The sequence below is a fragment of the Pseudooceanicola nanhaiensis genome, assembly GCF_020171315.1.
In the GTDB taxonomy this organism is placed as follows: domain Bacteria; phylum Pseudomonadota; class Alphaproteobacteria; order Rhodobacterales; family Rhodobacteraceae; genus Pseudooceanicola; species Pseudooceanicola nanhaiensis_A.
The window spans coordinates 114,148-136,000 of the sequence record NZ_JAIUZP010000007.1; the positions used below are offsets into that span (position 1 = coordinate 114,148).

22 protein-coding genes and 1 tRNA gene are annotated in these 21,853 nt (G+C 68.6%); 12 read left to right on the plus strand and 11 right to left on the minus strand.

Annotation, left to right across the window (positions count from 1 at the left end; all coding sequences use genetic code 11):
• Nucleotides 1–16: 16 nt before the first annotated feature.
• Nucleotides 17–1,276 (minus strand): tRNA (N(6)-L-threonylcarbamoyladenosine(37)-C(2))-methylthiotransferase MtaB, encoded by a 1,260-nt coding sequence (gene mtaB, locus LCM32_RS12925; protein ID WP_224821494.1) that lies wholly within the window; start codon nt 1,274–1,276, stop codon nt 17–19.
• On the minus strand, nt 1,276–2,127 hold the full coding sequence (gene dapF, locus LCM32_RS12930; RefSeq protein WP_224821495.1) for a diaminopimelate epimerase: 852 nt from the start codon (nt 2,125–2,127) through the stop codon (nt 1,276–1,278). Before dapF ends, mtaB begins: the two co-directional genes overlap by 1 nt.
• Before the next feature lie 128 nt (nt 2,128–2,255).
• On the opposite strand from dapF, the gene LCM32_RS12935 reads away from it, so the two are divergent.
• Nucleotides 2,256–2,331, plus strand: a tRNA-Lys gene (locus LCM32_RS12935).
• Between the two features lie 78 nt (nt 2,332–2,409).
• Here LCM32_RS12935 and LCM32_RS12940 read toward each other — a convergent pair.
• The 8 genes from LCM32_RS12940 to LCM32_RS12975 form a co-directional block, all read right to left on the minus strand.
• On the minus strand, nt 2,410–2,802 hold the full coding sequence (locus LCM32_RS12940; RefSeq protein WP_224821496.1) for a CBS domain-containing protein: 393 nt from the start codon (nt 2,800–2,802) through the stop codon (nt 2,410–2,412).
• The gene (locus LCM32_RS12945; RefSeq protein WP_224821497.1) at nt 2,795–2,971 is read right to left on the minus strand and encodes a hypothetical protein; all 177 of its coding nucleotides are present in this window, start codon (nt 2,969–2,971) and stop codon (nt 2,795–2,797) included. The genes LCM32_RS12940 and LCM32_RS12945 overlap by 8 nt, the downstream gene beginning before the upstream one ends.
• A 63-nt stretch (nt 2,972–3,034) precedes the next feature.
• Nucleotides 3,035–4,255, minus strand: a complete 1,221-nt coding sequence (gene nqrF / locus LCM32_RS12950) for an NADH:ubiquinone reductase (Na(+)-transporting) subunit F (RefSeq protein ID WP_224821498.1) — start codon at nt 4,253–4,255, stop codon at nt 3,035–3,037.
• Nucleotides 4,252–4,863: an NADH:ubiquinone reductase (Na(+)-transporting) subunit E gene (gene nqrE / locus LCM32_RS12955; RefSeq protein WP_224821499.1), complete on the minus strand. Its 612-nt coding sequence runs from the start codon at nt 4,861–4,863 to the stop codon at nt 4,252–4,254. Before nqrE ends, nqrF begins: the two co-directional genes overlap by 4 nt.
• Entirely contained in the window at nt 4,863–5,525 is a 663-nt protein-coding gene (locus tag LCM32_RS12960; protein WP_224821500.1) for an NADH:ubiquinone reductase (Na(+)-transporting) subunit D, read from the minus strand. The genes nqrE and LCM32_RS12960 overlap by 1 nt, the downstream gene beginning before the upstream one ends.
• Nucleotides 5,525–6,325, minus strand: a complete 801-nt coding sequence (locus LCM32_RS12965; protein ID WP_224821501.1) for an FMN-binding protein — start codon at nt 6,323–6,325, stop codon at nt 5,525–5,527. The genes LCM32_RS12960 and LCM32_RS12965 overlap by 1 nt, the downstream gene beginning before the upstream one ends.
• Nucleotides 6,318–7,094, minus strand: a complete 777-nt coding sequence (locus LCM32_RS12970) for an RnfABCDGE type electron transport complex subunit D (RefSeq protein WP_224821502.1) — start codon at nt 7,092–7,094, stop codon at nt 6,318–6,320. The genes LCM32_RS12965 and LCM32_RS12970 overlap by 8 nt, the downstream gene beginning before the upstream one ends.
• Nucleotides 7,091–8,332, minus strand: coding sequence for a Na(+)-translocating NADH-quinone reductase subunit A (locus LCM32_RS12975; RefSeq protein ID WP_263618180.1), 1,242 nt, complete (start codon nt 8,330–8,332; stop codon nt 7,091–7,093). Before LCM32_RS12975 ends, LCM32_RS12970 begins: the two co-directional genes overlap by 4 nt.
• Before the next feature lie 177 nt (nt 8,333–8,509).
• On the opposite strand from LCM32_RS12975, the gene LCM32_RS12980 reads away from it, so the two are divergent.
• From LCM32_RS12980 to LCM32_RS12995, 4 genes are all read left to right on the plus strand, one after another.
• Nucleotides 8,510–9,676: an ammonia-forming cytochrome c nitrite reductase subunit c552 gene (locus LCM32_RS12980; protein ID WP_224821504.1), complete on the plus strand. Its 1,167-nt coding sequence runs from the start codon at nt 8,510–8,512 to the stop codon at nt 9,674–9,676.
• A gap of 309 nt (nt 9,677–9,985) precedes the next feature.
• Nucleotides 9,986–11,416 (plus strand): amidase, encoded by a 1,431-nt coding sequence (locus LCM32_RS12985; RefSeq protein ID WP_224821505.1) that lies wholly within the window; start codon nt 9,986–9,988, stop codon nt 11,414–11,416.
• Nucleotides 11,413–12,717 carry an amidase gene (locus LCM32_RS12990; protein WP_224821506.1) on the plus strand — a complete coding sequence of 435 codons (1,305 nt, stop codon included), beginning with the start codon at nt 11,413–11,415 and terminating at the stop codon, nt 12,715–12,717. The genes LCM32_RS12985 and LCM32_RS12990 overlap by 4 nt, the downstream gene beginning before the upstream one ends.
• A 6-nt stretch (nt 12,718–12,723) precedes the next feature.
• Nucleotides 12,724–13,809, plus strand: a complete 1,086-nt coding sequence (locus tag LCM32_RS12995; protein WP_224821507.1) for an AbrB family transcriptional regulator — start codon at nt 12,724–12,726, stop codon at nt 13,807–13,809.
• A gap of 6 nt (nt 13,810–13,815) precedes the next feature.
• Here LCM32_RS12995 and LCM32_RS13000 read toward each other — a convergent pair whose 3' ends face one another.
• A complete protein-coding gene (locus LCM32_RS13000; RefSeq protein WP_224821508.1) occupies nt 13,816–14,487 on the minus strand; it encodes a FadR/GntR family transcriptional regulator in 672 nt (223 codons plus the stop codon).
• A 404-nt stretch (nt 14,488–14,891) separates the two neighbouring features.
• Here LCM32_RS13000 and LCM32_RS13005 point away from each other — a divergent pair, with 404 nt between their 5' ends.
• From LCM32_RS13005 to LCM32_RS13035, 7 genes are all read left to right on the plus strand, one after another.
• Complete coding sequence (locus LCM32_RS13005) at nt 14,892–15,923, plus strand: putative B6 ABC transporter substrate-binding protein (RefSeq protein ID WP_224821509.1); 1,032 nt, start codon at nt 14,892–14,894, stop codon at nt 15,921–15,923.
• Nucleotides 15,920–17,497 carry a putative B6 ABC transporter ATP-binding protein gene (locus LCM32_RS13010; protein WP_224821510.1) on the plus strand — a complete coding sequence of 526 codons (1,578 nt, stop codon included), beginning with the start codon at nt 15,920–15,922 and terminating at the stop codon, nt 17,495–17,497. Before LCM32_RS13005 ends, LCM32_RS13010 begins: the two co-directional genes overlap by 4 nt.
• Entirely contained in the window at nt 17,494–18,564 is a 1,071-nt protein-coding gene (locus LCM32_RS13015) for a putative B6 ABC transporter permease subunit 2 (protein WP_224821511.1), read from the plus strand. Before LCM32_RS13010 ends, LCM32_RS13015 begins: the two co-directional genes overlap by 4 nt.
• Nucleotides 18,561–19,496, plus strand: coding sequence for an ABC transporter permease (locus LCM32_RS13020; protein WP_224821512.1), 936 nt, complete (start codon nt 18,561–18,563; stop codon nt 19,494–19,496). Before LCM32_RS13015 ends, LCM32_RS13020 begins: the two co-directional genes overlap by 4 nt.
• An 85-nt stretch (nt 19,497–19,581) precedes the next feature.
• Nucleotides 19,582–21,057: a 4-hydroxyphenylacetate 3-hydroxylase N-terminal domain-containing protein gene (locus LCM32_RS13025; protein WP_224821513.1), complete on the plus strand. Its 1,476-nt coding sequence runs from the start codon at nt 19,582–19,584 to the stop codon at nt 21,055–21,057.
• A complete protein-coding gene (locus LCM32_RS13030; RefSeq protein WP_224821514.1) occupies nt 21,057–21,455 on the plus strand; it encodes a nuclear transport factor 2 family protein in 399 nt (132 codons plus the stop codon). Before LCM32_RS13025 ends, LCM32_RS13030 begins: the two co-directional genes overlap by 1 nt.
• Complete coding sequence (locus LCM32_RS13035) at nt 21,452–21,847, plus strand: hypothetical protein (RefSeq protein WP_224821515.1); 396 nt, start codon at nt 21,452–21,454, stop codon at nt 21,845–21,847. The genes LCM32_RS13030 and LCM32_RS13035 overlap by 4 nt, the downstream gene beginning before the upstream one ends.
• Nucleotides 21,848–21,853 lie beyond the last annotated feature (6 nt).

Genomic DNA, 21,853 nt, shown 5'->3' on the forward strand with positions numbered 1-21,853 from the left:
GCGCGGAGCCTGTGCCTCACGCGGTCAGCTGAATCCCCGAAACGCCCGTGATCACCGCGGGCACGATTGCGCCTTCGACCTGCGGCGCGGCAAAGCTCACCTCGGTGAACTGCGCCGTGCGGCCCATGTGTGGGCTCTCCATCAGCACCGCGTGCGAGCGGCCCACCTGCGCGGCGAGGTGGCGCGCCACGGCGGCGTCGCCAGCGGCGCGCAGACGGGCGGCGCGCTCCTTGATCACCTTGCCGTTCACCTGCCGAGGGATCTTCGCGGCGGGCGTGCCCTCGCGCTTGGAATAGGGGAAGACATGCAGCCAGGTCAGGTCGCAGTCCTCCACCAGCTTCAGCGAGTTGACGAACATCTCCTCGGTCTCGGTCGGGAAGCCCGCGATGATATCGGCGCCGAAGGTCATGTCCGGGCGCAGCCGCCGAGCCTCCTCGCAGAAGCGGATCGCATCGTCGCGCAGGTGGCGGCGCTTCATCCGCTTGAGGATCATGTCGTCACCCGCCTGCAGGCTCAGGTGCAGGTGCGGCATCAGGCGCGGCTCGGTCGCGATGGCCTGCATCAGCGCGTCATCGGCCTCGATCGAATCGATCGAGGAGATCCGCAGCCGGGGCACATCGGTCAGCCGCAGGATGCGCATCACCAGATCGCCGAGACGCGGCGTGGCCGGCAGGTCGGCCCCCCAGGAGGTCAGGTCGACCCCGGTCAGCACGACCTCGTTGTAGCCCGCCTGCACCAGCCGCTTGATCTGGTCCACCACGACACCCGCCGGGACCGAGCGCGAATTGCCGCGGCCGAAGGGGATGATGCAGAAGGTGCAGCGGTGGTCACAGCCGTTCTGGACCTGCACATAGGCCCGCGACCGGGTGCCGAAGCCGTCGATCAGGTGGCCCGCGGTCTCGGTCACCGACATAATGTCGTCGACCTGCACCCGCTCGGTCTGGCCGATCAGGTCGGGGACCATCTGCTTCCAGCTGTCGGGCTGCATCTTCTCGGTGTTGCCCATGACCACGTCGACCTCCTCCATGGAGGCGAAGGTCTCGGGCTCGGTCTGGGCGGCACAGCCGGTGACGATCAGCTTGGCATCGGGATTCTCGCGGCGCAGCTTGCGGATCTCCTGCCGGGCCTTGCGGACGGCCTCGGCGGTGACGGCGCAGGTGTTGACGACCACGGCATTGCCCACGCCCGCCTGCGCGGCAAGCTCCTTCATCGCCTCGGTCTCATAGGCGTTGAGGCGACAGCCGAGCGTCGCGAAGATGGGGGGCTGCGCGGTCATCAGAGGGCGTCCAGGAAGGCGGGCGTCAGGGCGGCGGTGAAGACATGGGCGGTGGGCCCGGTCATCCAGACGCCATCCTCGCGCCAGTCGAGCACCAGCCAGCCGCCGTCGAGTTCCATCCGCACGCGGCGGTCGGTCAGCCCGCGCAGATGCGCGGCCACGGCGGTGGCACAGGCGCCCGAGCCGCAGGCCAGCGTCACGCCGGTGCCGCGTTCCCAGACCCGCATGCGGATCTCGTCACGGGCGCGGACCTCGGCGAATTCGACGTTGGTGGCCTCGGGGAAGAGCGGATCATGTTCCACCTTCGGGCCCCAGTCGGTCAGCGGCACGGCCTCGGCATCGGGGACGAAGAAGACGCAATGCGGGTTGCCCATGCCGACGGCGACGGGATCGCCCTCCAGCGGCAGGTGGCGGTGGTCCACGTCGCGCGAAAGCGGGATCTCGTCCCATGCGAACTGCGGCTGGCCCATGTTGACCGAGACCATGCCCTCGTCGATCCGGGCCGAAAGCGCGCCCCGGGCGGTGCGGATGGTCAGCGAGGTGCTGCCGGTCTCGCCCATGACATGGGCGGCGACGCAGCGGGTGGCATTGCCACAGGCCCCGGCGCGGCTGCCGTCCGAGTTCCAGAAGTCGAGAGAGATGTCCGTGCCCTCGCCATCGCGGATCTCGGCCAGCTGGTCGAAGCCGACGCCGCGGTGACGATCGCCGAGCGCGCGGGCCAGCCCCGGCGTAGTCACGGCAGACCGCCCCCGTGAGTCGATGATCACGAAGTCATTTCCGAGACCGTGCATTTTCATGAAGGTCTGGCTGGAGGGGGCGCTGTCTGTCATGGGCGCGATATAGTCCTTCATCGTGCTGTTGCAAAGCGTCGCTTAGGATGGCGGACCGAGGGTTCCGTAGGGTCGCGGAGAAATTCCGAAAGAAAATCTCTGAATCGGGTTGACCCCATCCGCTGGTACCCTTAGAGGACGCCTCCAGTGGGCCGTTAGCTCAGTTGGTAGAGCAACTGACTTTTAATCAGTGGGTCGCAGGTTCGAATCCTGCACGGCTCACCACTACCACCCTGACTTAGTTGGGTAAAAAGCACGCCGGAACCTTCGGGTTCCGGCGCTTTTTGTTTGTGCGGTCCCGTGTCAGCCCTGGGCGAGGAAGGCCGCCAGCAGGTCCGCCCGGCTGAGCATCCCGACAAGGGCGCCTTCGCTGGTGACGGGATAGCTGCGATAGGGCTCTGCGAGGAATCGTTCCGCCGCGGCGACGATATCCGTGTCCGCGTCCAGCGATTCGACCGCGCGGGTCATGTGGTCTGCCACGGTGTCGGACCAGCGTTGGTAATAGGCCGCGCTCAGCGCTGCCTTGAAACAGTCCTTCTGCGACAGGATCCCGAGGATCGCCCCGTCCCGGTCCAGCACCGGCGCGGCGGAACAGCCGGTCTCGACCAGTTGCACCACGGCCTCCCGCATCGGCAGGTCCGGGGCGAGGGTCAGGGGCGAGTCGCGCGTGAAGCGGCGGATCGAGATCTCAGCCATCGTTTCCCTCCCGGGCAAGGCGGCGCGGACAGGTGGGGCACATCCCCTTGCCGAGGCAGGCCGTCGCCTCGCAGGAGGTTTGCAGGCCACGCCCCTTCACGAGGTACCCGAGGCCAAGGCCGAGGCAGGCAAGCGCGATGACGGTGAGGGCGAGCAGGACCTCGATCATCGTGTCACCGCGCGGCGGTCGGCCCGTGGCAAGAGGCGGGGGGTGATCCGGTCAGGCATCCTGTCAGGCTCCGAAATCATCGTTGTAGATCCGGTGACGCTCCACCCCGAAGCGGGTCAGCGTCGCGATCACCGCAGAGATCATCATCGGCGGGCCGCAGAGGTAATATTCGCAGGCATTGGGCGCGGGATGATCGCGCAGCGCATCTGCCACCCGTTCATGGATGAAACCGGTGGCCCCGGTCCAGCGATCGCCGGGGGCGGGGTCGGACAGGGCGGGCGTCCAGCGGAAATTGGGATGCTCCGCCGCGATGGCATCGAATTCCTCGGTATAGAACAGGTCGATGGCAGAGCGGGCGCCGTAGAAGTAGCGCATCTTGCGCTGCGTGCCGCGGCCCACCTGTTCGTGGATCATCGCTCGCAGCGGGGCCATGCCGACACCGCCGCCGATCAGGATCATCTCGGCCTCGGTGTCCTGCACCCGGAACTCGCCGAAGGGGCCGGAGATCGCCAGCGGATCGCCCGGTTTCAGCGAGAAGAGGTGGGAGGAGACGACGCCCGGCGGGATCGTGTCCTCTGCGCCGGCGGGCGGCACGGCGAGGCGGATGTTGAAGACCGCGCGGCCCACGTCTTCGGGGCGGGAGGCGATGGAATAGGCGCGCGTCACGGGCGCGGCAGAGCGGGATGACAGCGCACGCCAGCCCGCATCCTCCCATGTCTCGGCAAATCGGTCGGGCACCTCGATGTCCCGGAACGCCAGCCGGTAGGCGGGCGCCGTGAGCTGCATGAAGTAGCCTGCGTGGAAGTCCATCTGTTGGCCCTCTGGCAGGTCGAGGACCAGTTCGCGGATCAGCGGGGCCAGCATCCGGTTGGAGCGCACCGTGGCCTGCATCGTCTCGGCCGACAGCAGGTCGGGCGCCACCTCGACCGAGACCGGGCCCTTCACCGTCACCTGACAGGCGAGGCGCATCCCCGCCTTGCGGTCCTTGGCTGAAAGCAGCCCGCGCTCGGCCGCCAAGGCCTGTCCCGCGCCCGCGCCGGTGGCGGTCACCCGGCAGAGCCCGCAGGTGCCCTTGCCACCGCAGCCCGCCGGTATGGCGAACCCCGCGCCCTGCAGGCAGGAAAGCAGCGTCTCGCCGGTCTTGGCCTCGATCTCCTGCGTGCCGTTGAGGGTGATCGTGGCCGCGCTCTGCGGCAGCAGGCGCTCGCGGGCGACAAGCAGCGCCATGGTCAGCGCCAGCAGGAGCCCGAGGATGATCAGCGTGCCGAGGGCGATCTCGATCATGGGGCCCCCATCTGCGAGAAGGAGGCAAAGCCCAGCGACATCATCCCGGCCAGCAGGAAGGTGATCCCGAGGCCGCGCAGGCCCGCGGGCAGATCGGCATAGGCCAGCCGCGTCCGCACGGCGGCCAGCATGGCGACGGCGATGGCAAAACCCGCCCCGCTGCCAAGGCCGAAGACCAGCGCCTCGACCGTGTCGTAGCGACGTTCCACCATGAAAAGCGACCCGCCAAGGATCGCGCATTGCACCGTCAGCAGCGGCAGGAAGACCCCGAGGCTGGCGTGCACCGAGGGGGCGAAGCGTTCCAGCAACATCTCCAGCATCTGAACGGTGCCCGCGATCAGTCCGATGAAGGCGATCAGGTTGAGGTAGGAGAGGTCGATCTCCGGCAGCCCGGCCCAGCTCCATGCGCCGGGGGCCAGCACGGCGGTATAGATCAGCTGGTTCAGCGGCACCGTGATCCCCATCACGCCGATCATGGCAAGGCCGAGGCCGATGGCGCTTTCCAGCCGCCGGGAGAGGGCAAGGAAGGTGCAGAGCCCCAGAAAGAAGGTCAGCGGCATGTTCTCGACGAACATGGCCCGGACGAAGAGCGTGGCGAGGTCCTGCATCAGCGGCCCTCCGGCACGTCGGGGGGGATCGTCTCGGGCGGTTCGGCCTGATCGGGCAGGACGCTGCGCAGCGCCCAGACGAGGCCTGCCAGCAGGAAGAAGGCAGAGGGCGCCAGCCGCATCAGGTTGAGCGGCGTGAACCAGCCGCCCTCCTCTGCCAGCGGCAGCACCGTCAGGCCGAAGAGCGTACCGGCCCCGAAGAGTTCGCGGATTGCCCCGATGACGATCAGCACGGCGGAATAGCCCAGCCCGTTGCCAAGCGCGTCGATCATCGCGGGCAGGGGCGGGTTCTGGCGGGCAAAGCTCTCGGTCCGTCCCAGAACGATGCAGTTCGTGGTGATCAGCCCGACGAAGACCGAGAGCCTGAGCGAGATCTCGAAGAACCACGCCTGCAGGATCTGGTCGATCACGATGACCATGGAGGCCACGATGGCGATCTGCACGATCAGCCGGATCGCGTTGGGGATATGGCGGCGGATCAGGCTGACCACCGCGGCAGAGAGCACCAGCACCACCGTCAGCGACACCGCCATGGTTACGGCCGTGTCGAGCGAGGTCGTCACCGCAAGCGCCGAACAGATGCCGAGGATCTGCACGGTCACCGGGTTGCCCTCGACCAGCGGGCCCTTGAACGTGCGCAGGAGCGACGGGCGCGGGGGCATCAGAACTCTCCCCGTTTCACGGCGTCGATCAGCGGCCCGTACCCCTGCGGCCCCAGCCAGAACCGCACCATGCGGGTCATGGCCGTGCTGGTCCGCGTGGCACCGGTGATGCCGTCGACCTCGTAGTCGGTCGTGGCCGGGCCACGGGCAACGGCAAAGCGCATCTCGCCCCGCTCGTCACGGAACTTGGTACCGGCAAAGCCCTGCTGCCAGGCGGGTTCCTCGATCCGGGCGCCAAGGCCTGGGGTCTCGGACTGGCCGGTGACGGTCAGGCCCGCGATGCTCTCCATGTCGCCGTTGATGGCGATCATCGCCTCGATCGGGCCGTTGTAGCCCGCGCCCGCGATCGGCAGCACCATCAGTTTCACCGCCTCGCCGTCGCGCAGCAGGTAGACCTGCGCGTAGTCGGGCCGCGTGCCGATCCCGGCAAGGTCCAGTTCCGGGCTGAGCGCGGTCCAGTTCGCCGTGTCGAGCAGCGCCGTCTCCAGCGTCTCGGGCGTGATCTCCTGCGCGGCGCGGCCCTGGGCCAAGTCGATCACCACGGTGGAGAGCTGCGCGCTGTCGCTGCTGCTCAGCAGGGCGGTCATGCCGGGAATGGCAGAGAGCAGCGCCTCCAGCCGAAGCTGCGTCTCTGCCGCGCGGTTGGCGGTCTGGATCGGGCGCAGCAGAACGGTGGCCCCGCTCACCAGCAGCGTGCAGACCAGCGCCGTGGCGAAGGCTACGAAGAGCGTCTTGCCCCGGCTTTCGTTCGGCAGGGCCAGCAGGCGTTTCCACGGGTTTGTCGGGGTCTGGTCAGCCATGTCGTCTGTTCCGTCTCCGCAGCCAGAGGGCGATGGATATCTCGTCGAAAAGCGGCGCCGCGAGGGAGGCGAGCAGCGCGGAAGAGACCGCGATCTGCACCGGCGCTGCATCCTGCCAGAAGGCGAGGAAGAGCGTGCAGAGCCCGCCGTAGAGCGCCCCGTTCAGCCAGCGGCCTAGCGGCGTGGTCGCGCTGGCCACCGGGTCTGCCACCAGCAGCGCCAGCCCGGCACAGACGGCGGGCATCGCAGCCCAGACGGGCGCCCCCGTGAGGGCAGCGAGGCCCAGCGTGCCGAGCGCGCCCAGGACCACCGGCCCGGGCAGCACCCCAAGGGCCAGCCCCATGGCCAGCATCGCCCAGGAGGCCCAGCCCACCTGTATCGCGAGGTCGGGCCAGGGGGCTGCCGGGAAGCCGAAGCCCATGAAGGCCAGCGTCACCGTGGCGGGGTTCAGCACGTTGCGGCCCCAGCCGCCGAAGGTCAGTTCCGCCGCGACCACGCCGAAGGTTGTCGAGAGCAGCAGCGCCACCGGCCCGAGGTCCTCGGGGGCCAGCACGGCCAGCGCCAGCGCCGTCAGGGCCCCGGCCAGCGAGGGCGGTTGCGCTCGGGCCAGCATCCAGACGAGGTGCCAGACACCCGCCACCACGAGGAAGACCGCCAGCCGCAGCAGGCCGAAGGGCCCGTCCAGCGCCAGCCACGTCACGGCCAGCGGCAGGGCCGAGATCAGCAGCAGTGCGGCCACCGTCTCACGATCCCAGAGGCCGCGGTTCATGGGGCGTCCTCCTCGGCGATCCGCTCCAGCAGGGCGGCGAAGAGCGCAGAGAGCCGCGGCTCGGCCCCGGTGACGTAATCCGCAAGGGCAAGGTCCTCGGGCAGGAGCGAGAGCGCGCCCAGCTTCCGGGCCGTCTCTGCATCGCCCGAGGCGATGGCCCGCAGCAGGGGAACGGCGGGCAGCGCGCCGCCCATGCTCTGCTCCAGCGCGGCGGTGGGGATCAGGGGCAGGGGCCGGGCCGCGTGGCTCAGCGCCGAGAGGAACCAGTGCCCGCGCCCGTGGGACGGGTGATGCGCCGTGACGGTCACCTGCCGGTCGGCCCCGAGGAGCCAGCGGGCAGGGCGGCCCTCCAGCAGGGAGCCGGAGAGGATCGTGTTCTGCCCCGGCCGCACATGCCCCTGACACAGGCCGCGCAGGTCGGCCCAGGGCTGACAGCGCAGCAGGCGTGCGTCCCGCAACCCGGTGCCGGTCAGCGAAACGAGCCGCGTCTCGGGCAGCAGGCCGGTGTCGAGCAACGTGCCGATGGCGGCCACGTCCTCGGCGGCGATGTCCCAGACGGGGGCTTCTGGCGTTGCGGGGCGCTGGGCGTGGATGTGGAACCCGGCCAATCCCCAGGGGTGAACAGGGGCCGCGGGCAGCAGGCGCAGGCGCGGGCCCGCGTCCTGCACGGGCGCCGTCCCCGCGCGGTGGCAGAGGTAGACCGGCCCCTCTGTAAGCGCCATCAGCGCGGCGAGGCCGGAGGCGAAGGCCGCCTCCTGCCCCTCGATCGCGCGCAGGGGATCGGGCGCGCCGGGCCGCGTGTCGAGCGCCATGACGAAGATCGCGGCGGGTCGACGGGCCGGATCGGCCAGCCCGCCAAAGGGCCGCGCCCGCAGCAGGTGCCACAGCCCGGTCGCGCGCAGGTGCTCTGTCAGGCTCTGCGGATCGCGCTGATCGACGGGCACCGGTGGCCATTCGTGGCGGCCTGCGCCGGGTTCGTGAAACAGCGTCACCTGCCGCAGCCTGCGGGCGCTGTCGATGTCGAGCCGCGCCACCCGCCCGGCCATGGGCGCGCAGGTCGTCAGCCCGGCATTGTGCAGGTCACGGAACAGCGGTTGCCCCTGCGCGACGGTTTCGCCCTCCAGCGCCAGCGCCTCGACGCGAAGATCGCCGCTTGCGGGGATGACGAGGCTGGCCTCTGCGGTGATCTGGCGGTCGATGGTTCCGCCGGGCTGCGGCCCGGGGACGGAAATGCTCAATCCTTTTCGCCAGATACGCGACATTCCATTCGCCTCCGTGATTGGGGCAACATTGGCGGCGCATTGCCGGAGATAAAAGAGGTATCTGAGATGCAAGTTGAATTGGGCAATTCCGAATGCAAGCATTGCGGTATTCCGCCGAATTCGCCCCGCTGATTTCAAAGAAAGACAGCTGCCATGTTCCGTCGCCCCCCGGTTTCCAAGTTGCTTGCCCTGTCCCTTGCCATCGGAGGGATCGCCCTTGCGACGCTCGCCCCGGCGCAGGAAACGGGACCGTCAGAACCGCCTGTCGGCACCTATGTGCTGCCCCCCAGCGGGCCGTTTTCGCCGGACAAGGTGCAGATCCCGAACATGCGGGCGATTTCCTCGTGGATACGTTCGGGCCATGCCGATGCCTCGGGCGAGGCGTTCAGCCACTGGGACGAGGAGGGCAGCATCCCGCCGGTCTGTTCCACCTGCCACTCGGGCACGGGGTTCCGCAGCTTCCACGGCCTCGACGGGTCAGAACCGGGCCTGCCGGCAGAGCCGGTGCCGACCGGCTCGGTCGTGGATTGCGCCACCTGCCACGATCCGAACATCTCTGACATCACCGAGATCACCCTGCCCTCCGGCGTGGTGCATCCGGTGATCGTCTCGGACGCCGCCTGCACGACCTGCCATCAGGGCCGGGCCGCGGGCGCCACCCTCACCAAGGCCCTTGGCGACAAGGCCGAGGACACGCCCGATCCGGAGCTGGGCTTCGTCAATCCGCACTACGCGCTTGCCGCCGTCACGATGCTGGGGGGCTATGGCGCGGGGGGCTACCACTACCCGGACAAGACCTATACCGGGCGGTTCCTGCACGCCAAGCCGGTCGCGACCTGCCTGTCCTGCCACGATCCGCACAGCCTCGAAGTGGCGCAGGACACCTGCCTGACCTGCCACCAGACCGGAGACCCGCAGGCGATCCGCATCTCGCGGCAGAGCTATGATGGCAGCGGCGACCTGTCGAAGGGCATCCATGCCGATATCCGCAGCCTCTCGGATCAGCTGATGGCGGAGATCGAGGCCTATGCCAAGGAGGTCGCGGGCGTCGCGATCGTCTATGACGGCGGGCATTACCCCTATTTCTTCGCGGACGCGAATGGGGATGGCCTTGCGGATACCGCAGATGGCCGCAGCGTCGCCTACAAGAGCTGGTCCCCGCGGCTGCTCAAGGCGGCCTACAATTGGAAATTCGTGAATGCGGATAAGGGCATCCACGTTCACAATCCGCATTACGCATTGGAATTGCTCTACGATTCCGCGGAATCGCTCGCCGGGCCGACGGGGACGGATTTCGGCGCGCTGAATTACCTGCGCTGAGACGGGCCTTCGAGGGGGCGGCGGGGCATCCCGCCGCCCCCTCCCGGTTTCGCCCCATCCCGTCCGTCTTCTTGGCCGCGCGACCGGCGCACGGCCTGACGGGCAGCGCCCCCTCCACGCTTATCTGACACTCCCCTCCCGGGCCCTCTGAAGCCGCAGGCCGCGCGTCTGCGGCGGTGGCGCCGGCTGCCGGATCGCGAGGCAGATCGCGCGCAACCAAATATCAACCATATTGCCACCTAAAGAATTTGGTTGTGCCCGTGGTTGCAATCTGGTTGCCATGAGGAGGACGCGTGCAAGGAGACGGACATGGACGGCATCGACTACGACCGGATGGATGGAACCGACATGGCAGAGGCGGTCCGGACGGGCCGGGTCGCGCCGGATACTTTCGTGGTCGAGGCGATTCGGCGGGCCAAGGCGGTGAACGGCCAGCTCAACGCCATGGTGCATGATATTGCCCCGGTCATGCCCGCCTCGCTCGACGGTGCCTTTGCCGGTGTGCCGCTGCCGCTCAAGAACATCGGGGTCTCGGTGAAGGACGCGCCGATCAGTTCGGGCGCGGCGATCTTCAAGGATGTGGTCAGCCCGGCCGACAACACGATGGCGAAACGCTATCGCGAGGCGGGCCTTGTCTTCATCGGGCGGACCAATACGCCGGAACTGGCGCTCAGTTTCACCAGCGAACCCGCCCTGCATGGCCCGGCCTGCAACCCGTGGGACCTGACCCGTACGCCCGGCGGGTCGTCGGGCGGATCGGCCGCGCTTGTCGCGGCAGGGGTCGTGCCGCTGGCGCAAAGCTCGGACGGGGCAGGCTCCACCCGGGTGCCCTCCGCCCATTGCGGGGTCTTCGGCTTCAAGCCCTCGCGCATCCGCAACCCTGTCGGCCCGGCCACGGCGGAGGGGATCGCGGGCATGTCCACGCCGCACGCGATCTCGCGCACAGTCCGCGACAACGCCCGGCTGCTCGATGTCTCCTCCGGCCCGGACGTGGGTGATCCCTATGCCGCGCCCGCACCGCTGCGCCCCTATGCGCAGGAGGTGGGCCGCGATCCCGGAAAACTGCGCATCGGGCTGGTGACGGAAGGCCCCGCCGGGGCCCCGCTCGATCCCGTTTGCGTGGCCGCGGCGCGGGAGGTGGCGGACCTGTGCCGCGCGCTTGGCCACGAGGTGATCGAAACCTCCGATCCCTATGACAACGCCGCGCTGAAGCAGGCATGGCGCGTGATCTCGGGCGTCTCCGTGGCGCGGGGCATCGACGGCTATGCCGCCGCCAACAGGATCGCCGACCCGGACGCCCTGCTGGAGCCTGTGAACGCGCTTTGGGTGCAGGAAGGCCGCACGATCAGCGGGGGCGACTACCTCGGCGCGGTGCAGGCGCTGCACACCACCAGCCGCGCCATGGGCGGCTTTTTCGAGGGGTTCGACATCTACATGTCGCCCACCACGGCAGAACTGGCGCCCAAGCTGGGCAAGCTGGCGGGCGCGGGCAAGGACCTCGATACCTTCTACGATCTCTTCTGGCAGCACGCGCCGCTGACCGCGGTCTTCAACGCCTCCGGTTGCCCGGCGATGAACGTGCCGCTGGTCTGGCACGAGGGCCTGCCCGTGGGCGTGCAGTTCGGTGCGGCCTTCGGGGCGGATGGTCTGCTCTTCGCGCTCGCCGCGCAACTGGAGGCCGCCGCCCCCTGGGCGCAGCGCCGCCCGTCGGTCTGGGCCGGGGCGGAGGCCATGGCATGACGCTCGACCCAAGGGCCATGACCGCCCGCGGCATCGCGAAGGCCGTCAATGCGGGTGACGTCACCGCCGTGGCCGTGACCGAGGCCTATCTCGACCGGATCAATGTGCTGGAGGCACAGGTGCAGGCCTTTGCCTACCTAGATCCCAAGCGCGCGCTGGACGAAGCCGCCGCCGTCGATGCGGGGGCCAAGGGCGGTTTGCTGTCCGGCGTGCCGCTGGCGGTGAAGGACGTGATCGACAGTGCAGACATGCCCACGGCATACGGCTCCGATGCCTATACCGGGTTTCGACCCGGGCGCGACGCCACCTGCATGCACCTCGCCCGGATGGCCGGGGCCGTGGCGCTTGGCAAGACGGTGACCACGGAATTCGCCACCATGTCGCCCGGTCCCACGCGCAACCCCTTCAACCCCGGGCACACGCCGGGCGGGTCGTCGTCTGGCTCGGCGGCGGCACTCGGTGCGGCGATGGCCTCGGTGGGTTTCGGCACGCAGACCTCGGGCTCCACCATCCGGCCGTCCGGCTTCTGCGGCGTGGCCGGGTTCAAGGCCAGCCTCAACCGGATCGACCGCACCGGGGTGAAACCGCTGGGCGAAAGCCTCGACGTGGTGGGGGCCATGGCGCGCGACGTGCGCGACGCGGCGCTGCTGGCCGCCGTCATCGCACGGGAGCCGTCGTGGATCGTGCCCGAGGAGACCCCGGACCTGCCCGCCGTGGCGCTCTTCCTGCCGGAGCAGGAGGGCCCCGCGCTGGAGGCGGGCGGCCAGATGGCGATCGACCGGGTGGCGGCGCTGCTCGCGGCCCCGGTCGCCATGGCGACGCCCGCGTGGTGGGACGGTCTGGGTCCGGCGCAGGATGCGGTCTTCGGCTGGGAGGCCTCTGCCTCGCTCGCCGTCGAACGTGACCTGAGGGCCGCGGATGTCACTGAAATCACGCGCGGGTTCATGGCGCGTCAGGCGCTCTCGACGGCAGAGGGCCACCGTGCGGGGTGCGCCGCGCGCGACGCGGCTCTGGCCGATCTCGACAGCCTCTTCGGCGCGGCGGAGATCCTGATCACCCCGCCTGCCTCGGGGGAGGCGCCCGCGGGGCTCGGCTCCACCGGGAATGCGGCGTTCAACATCCGCTGGACCCTGCTGGGCACGCCCTCGATCACCGTGCCCGCCGGGCTGGGGCCGACCGGCCTGCCGGTCGCGGTGCAGGTGGTCGCGAGGCCGGGTCAGGATGCGCTTCTGCTGCACGCGGCGGCGGCGATCGAGGATGCTTTGCGCAGGGCGGGCCATCCCGCCCGTCCGGAGATCTGACGCCCGATGGGCTGGTCCGGGGAGGAGGCACGCGACCTGCGCCGCCGCAAGCTGCTGCAATGGGCCGCCTGCGTGCTGGGTGCCATCCTTCTGACGGGGGTCTTCCGCCTGCTGCACCTGCCTGCCGCGGCCCTTCTGGGGCCGGCGATCGCCTCGACCTTCGTGGGCGTGCGGGGTGGGGCCATCCGTGTGCCCAAGCCGCTCCATCAGGGTGGGCAGGGCGTGGCCGGTTGCCTGATCGCGCAGTATCTCACCACCGACCTCGTCACCCGGATGGGCGGCGACGTCGGGCTGTTCGCGGTCTTCGTCGCGGCGACGCTGGCCATGGCCGTGCTGACCGGGCTGCTGGTCGGGCGGCTCTCCTCGGTACCCGAGGAGGAGGCGATCTGGGGGTTCCTGCCCGGCATGGCCGGCGCGATGATCGCCATGTCCGAGGAGCAGGGCGTCGACAGCCGCTATGTCGCTTTCATGCAGATCACCCGGCTGCTGGTGGTGATCCTGACCACCGGCGCGGCCTCGGCCATCCTGCTCGACAGCCCGCCCGTGTCGGTGAGCGCGACGGCCGATCCCCTTGGCGGGCCGATGGTCCTGCTGACGCTGCTGGTGGCGGTGGCGGGCTTCCCGGTGCAGCGGTTCCTGCCGTGGTTTCCCACGCCGAACACGTTGGTGCCCATGGTGCTGGCCGCCGGTCTGAAGGCCGGTTTTGGCATCGCACTGCCGCTGCCCATGTGGTTGCTGTTGCTGGCGTTCTTCCTGATCGGCTGCGACGTGGGGCTGAAATTCACCCCGGCGCTGATCCGGCACGTGGCCCATTCGCTGCCGGTGCTGATCCTCGCGTCGCTGGGGCTGATGGCGGCCTGCGCCACCTCGGGCGTCGTGCTGGCCTGGCTGCTGGACGTGCCGCTGCTGACGGCGCTGCTGGCGACGATCCCCGGCAGCATCGAATCCGTGGCGATCATCGCGATCAACAGCCACGCGGACGTGACCTTCGTCATGACGCTTCAGACGCTGCGGCTCTTCGCGGTGGTCTTCTTCGGCCCGATGCTGGCGCGGCGCATCTGCCGGCGCATGGCAAGCGCGCCGGGGGAGTGATCTGCCTCAGTGCGGCCCCATCAGGACGATCCGGTGGATCGCCATCAGGTGCTTGCGCATGGCCTCTTCCGCAAGATCGGGCGCGCGGCTGGCAATCGCCTCGACGATGGCACCGTGTTCGCTGGTGTCCTTGTCGATATCCAGCGGTTCGGCCTGTTCGCGCGGCATGTTGAGCTTGGCGTCGGCGTCGATCCGGCGCAGCAGCGCATAGAGTTCCGAGGCGAGTGCATTGCCGCTGGCATCGGCGATCATCCGGTGCAGATCGACGGAGCTGCGCCCACTGGCGATGTCCCGCACGGCCTGCCGCATGTCCTCGATCTTGGCGGGGGTGGCGCGCAGGGCGGCCAGCCGGGCCAGCGTCGGTTCGATCATCAGGCGCAGCTCAACCACTTCCACCGGGTTGGTGTTGTGGACGAGGTCCGAGACATTGTCGCTTGCGCCGCTGCGGCGGGCCCGCCGCTTGGGCTGAGGCAGGTCGCCGTTGTCGCGCATCGCCGCAAGGGCGCGCCGGATCTGGTGCCGTTTCACGCCGATCAGCTCCGAGAGCTTGCGCTCGGCCGGGAGGCGTTTCTCCTGCGCGCGGATTTCCTCGATCTTCTCGACGATCCCGGTCAGGTCGGCGGGGATGTCTTCTGCCGCGGTAATTGGCACGTCGAGCTTCTCGACTGGCTTATTCATCAAAATTCCCTTCTCTTCGCCCGGTCTGCACGAAGGCAGGGCCCGGCGAACGATCTAAAGCGCGCGAGGCACTAGCACAGGAGTGTAGCGCAAACAACCATTTCGACCAATGGTCATGGTTGACGCACGAATGGCCGAAATTCGAATCGCGAAGTCAGCTTTCCCCGGACCGCATGCCATGCCGCAGCAATTTCCACCGGACAATTCTGCGCCTGCAAAGACAGAGCGCACAAAACCCGGGCGAAGCCTGCGGCGGGATCGAGAAAATCGCAATCTGGCCGGTTTTGGTTGGCCTCAACCATTGCTTTGGTCGCGCGTTGATTGAAGTCTGGTTGATACCGGCCGGTTGAGCCTGCGGGCTCCGGAAGCCGGATCAAAAAACAGAACCGACAGGGGTGTATACCATGATTTTCAACCGTAGCGTCCGGCCCCTGGCCGGCGCGGTGCTCGGCCTTGCGCTGTCCACCGGGGCGATGGCCGCAGAGGTCAAGACGATTGCCGTTCTGACGCCCGAACAGGGCACCGACTTCGGCTGGAACCAGCAGGGGATCGAGGGGGCGGAAGCCGCCGCCGAGGCCACCGGCAAGGAGATCATCGTGGCGCAGGGCCTGGGCTACGGCAACGTCCGCCCGACGCTGCGCGAACTGGCCGAGGACGGTGCGGACCTGATCATCGCCCATGCCTCCGGCTACACGACCGAAGCCATCGAGGTCGCCAAGGAGATGAACGTGCATGTCGCCGTGGGCGCCACCTCCGAACCGCCGCTCGTGGGCATGTATGAACTGGCGGGCGAGAAGGGCTCCTTCCTCGCCGGTGTTCTGGCCGCGCGGATGACCAAGACCGGCACCATCGGCATCGTCGTCTCCTCCGAAAGCCCGAACTGGAACGCCCAGTCGGCCGGCTTTGCACAGGGCGTCAAATCCGTCGCCCCGGAAACCACCCTGCGCTATGCGATCATCGGCCCGGCCGCCTATGCCGACGTGGCCGGTGCGCGCCGCGTGACCGAAAGCGTCATCGCCTCGGGCGCGGACGTGATCTTCGGCCAGGGCAACGGCTCGTCCTTCGGCATGATCCAGGCGGTCGAGACGCTGAAGACCCCCGGCGGCGACAAGGTCTGGTTCATCGACGTGATCGGCGACAAGTCCTCGATCGACAAGGGGCACCTGCTGTCGTCGGTTCTCTGGGACATGGGCCCGGTCTTCACCCAGATGGTGAAGGACATCGAGGCGGACACCTTCGGGACGGCCTCCTATGCGCTCAACCTCGAGGACGGCAGCCAGCGTCTGCTGAAGACCGACCACATCCCCGAGGATGTCTGGGCCGAACTGGAAGACGTGAAGGCCAAGATCATCTCGGGTGAAATCGAGGTGGAGATGGTGATCGAACCCGCCGCCACCCGCGCGATGATGTCCGAAACCATCGCCTCCGCCGAATGACCTACGAGACGGAAATACGCGCGGACCCGGCAACGGGTCCCGCGCAGCCGCTGGTCGCGCTGGAGGGCGTGACCAAGCGGTTCCCCGGGGTCGTCGCGAATGATGCGGTGACGCTGGAATTCCACCCCGGCGAGGTCCATGCCCTGCTGGGCGAGAACGGGGCGGGCAAGTCCACACTGATTTCCATGCTGGCGGGTGTCCAGCAACCGGACGAGGGGCGCATCCTGATCGAGGGCGTGCCGACGAAGATCACCTCGCCCAAACACGCGCTGAGCCTTGGCATCGGCACGGTCTACCAGCACCGGATGCTGGTCCCGACCCTGACCGTGGCCGAGAACCTTCAGATGGGCGCGCCATGGTATCGCCGGCCGGACCGGGCCGCGATCCGCGAGAAATTCGCCGAAAGCTGCCGTGCCTTCGGCATCGACATCGACATCGACCGCGTGGTGGGGGAACTGTCGCTGGGCGAGCAGCAGCAGGTCGAGATCATCCGCGCGCTCTGGCGGGGCGGCAAGCTGCTGGTGCTGGACGAGCCCACGGCGATGCTGTCGCCCGCCGGTGTGCGCGAACTGGGCCGGATGATGGGCCGGATGCGCGACGCGGGCGTGTCGATCATCTTCATCACGCACCACCTCTCCGAGGCGGTGGAATTCGGCAACCGGGTCTCCGTGCTGCGTTCGGGCCGGGTGGCCGGGGCCATGTCGGCGGACGAGGTCGCAGCCCTCACCCCCGAGGCAACGCGGGCCCGGATCGTGGACCTGATGTTCGGCGCAGGTGTCGAGGGCGACACCAAGATCGAGCGCCGCGCCCGGCGCGACCATGGCGAGCGCGCCTTCGAGGTCGTGGGCCTCTCGGGCAAGTCCCAGAAGGGCGACACCGGCTTCTCCGACGTGACCTTCCACGTGCAGGAAGGCGAGATTTTCGGCGTCGCGGGCGTGGACGGCAACGGGCAGACCCCGCTGGCCGAGGCCATCGCGGGCCAGATCCCCTGTCAGGGCGACGTGCTGCTGGAGGGCCGGGCCCTTGGCCGCGCCGATGTGGCGAAACGCTACCGGCTGGGCCTGCGCTATGCCACCGATGACCGGCTGGGCGAGGGCACGGTGGCCTCGCTGCCGATCTCGCTCAACATGGTGCTCAAGCAGATCGGCCGCCCGCCCTACTGGCGCGGCGGGGTGCAGCGCGACGCCCTGATCGACGCCCATGCCGAGAGCCTCTTCGAAGAGTTCGACGTGCGGGCCCCCTCGATCCACACGCCGATCGGCAAGCTGTCGGGCGGCAACATCCAGAAGGTCCTGCTGGCGCGGGAACTGTCGGGCGCGGCCAAGGTCGTGGTCTACAACAAGCCCACCCACGGGCTGGACCTCAAGAACATCGAAACCACGCGCCGCCGTATCCGGGACGGCGCGGACAACGGCATCGCCACGGTGCTGATCTCCACCGATCTCGAAGAGATCCTGTCCCTCTCGGACCGGATCGGGGTGATGGTGCGCGGTCGCATGGTGGGCGTGGTGCCCAACGGACCTGACGCCCGCAAGCGCGTCGGCGCGATGATGGCCGGGGAGAGCGAAGAATGAGCGAAATGACGGAGGCCCCCCGCGTGGCCGCGGCCCCGCGGCTGCCCGGCTGGGCCAAGCCGCTGGCCTTTGCCCTGCTGCCGGTGCTGGCCGCCCTTTTGGCCGGGGCGCTGGTTCTCTGGGCGCTCGGCAGCGATCCCCTGAACTACTACACCTACGTGGTCGAACGCGGGCTGCTGCGCACCCGGGGGCTGCAAGCCTCCATCGTGCACATGATCCCGCTGCTGATCCTCGGCACGGCGCTGATCGTCAGCTTCCGCGCCGGGCTCTGGAACCTCGGCATCGACGGGCAGTACATCCTCGGCACGCTCACCGCGGGCGTGGTCGCGCCCAAGCTGGTGGCCGTGATGCCGGTGGTGCCCGCGCTCTTCCTCGCGATGCTGGCCGGGGCTGCCGTGGGCGCCCTCTGGGCGCTGCCGCCCGCGCTGCTGCGCGCCAAGCACGGCATCAACGAGGTGATCTCGGGGCTGATGATGAGCTTCATGGCCACCTCGCTGGCCGCCGCGATCATCAAGCTCTGGGCGAAGGACCCCGCCAGCCTGGAGCCGCAGACCAGCACGATCCCGGTGGAGCAGCGCCTGCCGCTGCTGCCGGGGACGGACATCAACCTCGGCATCGTCATCGCGCTGGTGGTGACCATCGCCGCGCATCTGGCGATCTCGCGCACCTCGGCGGGGCTGAAGCTGCGCATTCTCGGGCTCAATCCGGCGGCGGCGACCCACGCGGGCCTGCCCGCGCCCCGGATGATCGTTCTTGTGCTCTGCCTCTCCGGGGCCATCGGCGGCTTTGCCGGCGCGGTGGAACTGACCGGCGTGCTGGGCAAGATGCAGGCCAGCTGGAACCCCGCCTACGGCTTTGCCGTGGTGCCGCTGGTCTTCCTCGCCCGGATGAACGGCTGGGCCATGATCGCCTTCGTCTTCGCCTTCTCAGTGCTCTCAATCGGCGGGGCCTCGGCCGCCGTCCGGCTGGGCGTGCCGCAGAGTTTCACCATGGTCCTCGTCGGCTTCCTGCTGCTGTTCCTCGCGCTTGCCGAATGGATCGACCAGACCCGGAGGGAGCAGGCATGAGCGGTCTTCTCACGGAAACCTTCCTTGCCGCGCTGCTGTCCGGCGCGGTGGTGGCGGCGGTGCCGCTGATCCTCGCCGGGCTTGGCGAGCAGATGTCGGAGCGCGCGGGCGTGCTGAACATCGGGCTCGAGGGGATGATCCTCGGCGGGGCCTATGCGGGCTTTGCCGCCGCCGTGGGCGGCTGGGGCATCTGGGGCGGCTTTGCCGCGGGCATCCTCGCGGGCATGGCGCTTGCTATGATCATGGTCGTCTTCTGCGTCCGTCTCGGCATCAACCAGATCATCGTGGGCATCGCGATCACGCTGGGGGTGACGGGGGTGACGGCGCTTCTGCACAACGTCTACTTCGCCCGGACCTACCCGCGCCTGCCCGCGCCCGAGAAATGGGCCATCCCCGGGCTGTCGCAGATCCCGCTCATCGGGCCGGGGCTCTTCGATCATCACCTGATGACCTACGCGGCCCTGCTGGCGCCCTTCGTGCTGATGTGGCTCTACAAGGGGTCCTTCCTCGGCCTCAACCTTTCGGCCGCGGGCGAAAAGCCCGAGGCGCTGGATGCGGCGGGCATCGACGTGACCCGCACCCGGACCACCGGTGCGCTCTTCGCGGGCGCCATGGCGGGCCTCGGCGGCGCCTACCTGTCCGAGATCGGCTCGGGCATCTTCGTGCCGGCCATGAGCCACGGCTCCGGCTTCATCGCCATCGTGCTGGCCATGCTCGCGCGGCATCGGCCCGTCTGGGTCATGGGCGGCGCTCTGCTCTTCGGCTTGTGCCTCTCTGCCGCCACCGCGCTGCAGGTCGGCGGGGTCGAGATACCCACCGATTTCATCCAGATGCTGCCCTTCGCCATGGTCATGGCCGTGCTGATCGCCTTCGGGCGCAAGGCGCGGCTGCCCGCGGCCCTGGGCACCCCCTATCGCCGGGGTCAGCGGTAAGCCGCCCCGCAAGGTCCAACGAGGCCCAAACAGCCAGTCAGGCCCAAGAGCCAACAAGGCCCCAAAAGCCAACAAGGAGTGTGTTATGAACAAGATGACCCAGACAGAGCCGGTAAAGAAGCTCCGCACCGGCGCCGAATACAAGGAATCCCTGAAGGATGGCCGCAAGGTCTGGTACGAGGGCGAGCTGCTCGACAGCGTCTTCGACGCGCCGCACCTCGCCAAGGGGATCGACCTGCTGGCCGAGATGTTCGATGACCAGTTCGACCCCGAGTATGCCGAGGCGACCACCTATTTCGAACCCAAGGTCGGCGCCGTGGTCACCCGCTCGTGGCAGGCGCCCATGTCGATGGAAGAGCTGGCCGACCGCCGCAAGATGATCGAGTACACGGCCAAGAAGACCGCGGGCACCTATGGCCGTCCGCCGGATCTGGGCCCCTCGATCGCCATGGGCCTCTGGGCCTACCTGCCGACGTTCAAGAAGAAATCCTCGACCTTCGACGGGCTCAAGCCCGACTTCGCCGAGAACATCGAACGCTACATGGAATACGGGCGGCTCAACGGCATCACCTGTGCCGAAAGCCTCACCGGGCCCCAGAACGACCGCTCGCAGCCCATGGCGCAGGCCGCGTCGCTGCTGCGGGTCACCAAGGTCGAGAAGGGCGGCGTGCGCGTCTCGGGCGCGAAATCCGTGGGCTCCATCGCGGCGCAGACCAACGAGATCTTCTTCACCAACCTCGCCTATGGCGGCACCCCGCCCGAGGCCTGCATCTGGGGCTCCATCCCGATTGCCACCGAGGGGCTCAAGCTCGTCTCGCGTGAGTGCCTGTCCAACCCCGAGGCCGATCCCTTCGACCACCCGCTGAACCACAAGGGCGAAGAGGCCGACCAGCTGGTGATCTTCGACAACGTCTTCGTGCCCGAGGACCGGATCTTCAACCTCGGTGACGAGGAACTGGTGGGCTACTACGGCAAGACCTGCAACTGGGCGCACTGGCACATCCTGACCCGCCTGATGGTCAAGGCAGAGCTCTTCGTCGGGACCGCGCAGGTGGTGCTCGACATCCTTGGCACCGGGCATATCCAGCCGGTGCAGGCGCTGGTCGCGGATATCATCCAGTACGCCCAGACCCTGCGCGCCTTCGTGCTGGCGGCCGAAAGTCAGGCCAAGCCGACCGAGAACGGCGTCTTCGCCCCCGACATCCCGCTGCTGACGGCAGGGCGGATGTACTCGATCCAGCATTACCCGAACATCATCCACACCCTGCAGGAGCTTTGCGGTCAGGGCCTCGTGATGCGCTTCGGCAAGAAGGCCTTCGAAAACCCCGAGATCGGGCATCACCTCGAAGAGCTGCTGCCCGGTCACGGGGTCAGCGGGATGGAGAAGGAGCGGGTGATGAACTTCATCTGGGACCTGACCACCTCCTCCCACGCGGGCCGCGTCGCGCTCTTCGAGAATGTGAACGCCACCCCTGCGCCGCTGCTGCGGATGCGTCTCTTCGGGGAATACGACCGGAGCGAGCACGTGAAGACCGCCCGCAAGCTGATCGGGATGGACTGATGGACAAGGCTGCGACGGTGGATGCCTTCTATGCCGCCTACAACAGCCACGATGCCGGGGCCGCCGCTGCGCTTTATGCCAGCGGCGGTCGCCACGTCGAGGCCGCCAGCGGCAAGGCCCGCGAGGGCCGCGATGCGCTGGAGGCGGGGCTGGTGGGCTTCTTCGGAATGCTGGACGGGCTGCGCTTTGACGAGGTGAAGCGTATCCATTCGGGAAACAATGTTCTGGTGGATTACGTGATGCGCGGCACCATGACCCGCGACCTCGGCCCGATGAAGGCCAAGGGGCAGGAGATCGCCTTGCCCGGCGTCCATGTCTTTACCTTCGAGGGGGACGAGATCGCCTCGACCACCGATTACTGGGACCCGTCCGAGTTCGGCCGGCAGGTGGCGGCATGAAGCGGCTGGCGTTCTGCCTCGCGCTTGTGGCGGCTCCCGCGGTGGCGGCGGAGGGCAAGGCGGGCGGCTATCGCCCCGCGCCGCTCTCGATCACCAACGGGACGGATGCGCCCATGGCCTGCCGGGCCGTGCTGGCGCATTGGTACCTCAATGAATACGGGCCCGCGGCGCCCGGCGCGGCAGTAAACATCCCGTTGCGCTACGATTCCGCCAGCGGAACGGTTTCGATCCTCAACAGCGTGGGGGATGAGATGGCGGTGGAGCGGTTGGTCTGCGGCGCGGCCGGCGCTGTCTGGGACAGTGCCGGGGACGTGGCCTACAAGGCGCTTGCCGGTGCTGGGTCCGAAACGCTGTCCTGCGAGAAAAAGGCGGGCGGGTTCAGCTGCCGCTGAGCTCCG

Coding starts and splice junctions, on each gene's coding strand:
- mtaB (WP_224821494.1), bottom strand. CDS start 1,276: ATGACCGCGCAGCCCCCCATCTTCGCGACGCTCGGCTGTCGCCTCAAC.
- dapF (WP_224821495.1), bottom strand. CDS start 2,127: ATGAAGGACTATATCGCGCCCATGACAGACAGCGCCCCCTCCAGCCAG.
- LCM32_RS12940 (WP_224821496.1), bottom strand. CDS start 2,802: ATGGCTGAGATCTCGATCCGCCGCTTCACGCGCGACTCGCCCCTGACC.
- LCM32_RS12945 (WP_224821497.1), bottom strand. CDS start 2,971: ATGATCGAGGTCCTGCTCGCCCTCACCGTCATCGCGCTTGCCTGCCTC.
- nqrF (WP_224821498.1), bottom strand. CDS start 4,255: ATGATCGAGATCGCCCTCGGCACGCTGATCATCCTCGGGCTCCTGCTG.
- nqrE (WP_224821499.1), bottom strand. CDS start 4,863: ATGCAGGACCTCGCCACGCTCTTCGTCCGGGCCATGTTCGTCGAGAAC.
- LCM32_RS12960 (WP_224821500.1), bottom strand. CDS start 5,525: ATGCCCCCGCGCCCGTCGCTCCTGCGCACGTTCAAGGGCCCGCTGGTC.
- LCM32_RS12965 (WP_224821501.1), bottom strand. CDS start 6,325: ATGGCTGACCAGACCCCGACAAACCCGTGGAAACGCCTGCTGGCCCTG.
- LCM32_RS12970 (WP_224821502.1), bottom strand. CDS start 7,094: ATGAACCGCGGCCTCTGGGATCGTGAGACGGTGGCCGCACTGCTGCTG.
- LCM32_RS12980 (WP_224821504.1), top strand. CDS start 8,510: ATGTTCCGTCGCCCCCCGGTTTCCAAGTTGCTTGCCCTGTCCCTTGCC.
- LCM32_RS12985 (WP_224821505.1), top strand. CDS start 9,986: ATGGACGGCATCGACTACGACCGGATGGATGGAACCGACATGGCAGAG.
- LCM32_RS12990 (WP_224821506.1), top strand. CDS start 11,413: ATGACGCTCGACCCAAGGGCCATGACCGCCCGCGGCATCGCGAAGGCC.
- LCM32_RS12995 (WP_224821507.1), top strand. CDS start 12,724: ATGGGCTGGTCCGGGGAGGAGGCACGCGACCTGCGCCGCCGCAAGCTG.
- LCM32_RS13000 (WP_224821508.1), bottom strand. CDS start 14,487: ATGAATAAGCCAGTCGAGAAGCTCGACGTGCCAATTACCGCGGCAGAA.
- LCM32_RS13005 (WP_224821509.1), top strand. CDS start 14,892: ATGATTTTCAACCGTAGCGTCCGGCCCCTGGCCGGCGCGGTGCTCGGC.
- LCM32_RS13010 (WP_224821510.1), top strand. CDS start 15,920: ATGACCTACGAGACGGAAATACGCGCGGACCCGGCAACGGGTCCCGCG.
- LCM32_RS13015 (WP_224821511.1), top strand. CDS start 17,494: ATGAGCGAAATGACGGAGGCCCCCCGCGTGGCCGCGGCCCCGCGGCTG.
- LCM32_RS13020 (WP_224821512.1), top strand. CDS start 18,561: ATGAGCGGTCTTCTCACGGAAACCTTCCTTGCCGCGCTGCTGTCCGGC.
- LCM32_RS13025 (WP_224821513.1), top strand. CDS start 19,582: ATGAACAAGATGACCCAGACAGAGCCGGTAAAGAAGCTCCGCACCGGC.
- LCM32_RS13030 (WP_224821514.1), top strand. CDS start 21,057: ATGGACAAGGCTGCGACGGTGGATGCCTTCTATGCCGCCTACAACAGC.
- LCM32_RS13035 (WP_224821515.1), top strand. CDS start 21,452: ATGAAGCGGCTGGCGTTCTGCCTCGCGCTTGTGGCGGCTCCCGCGGTG.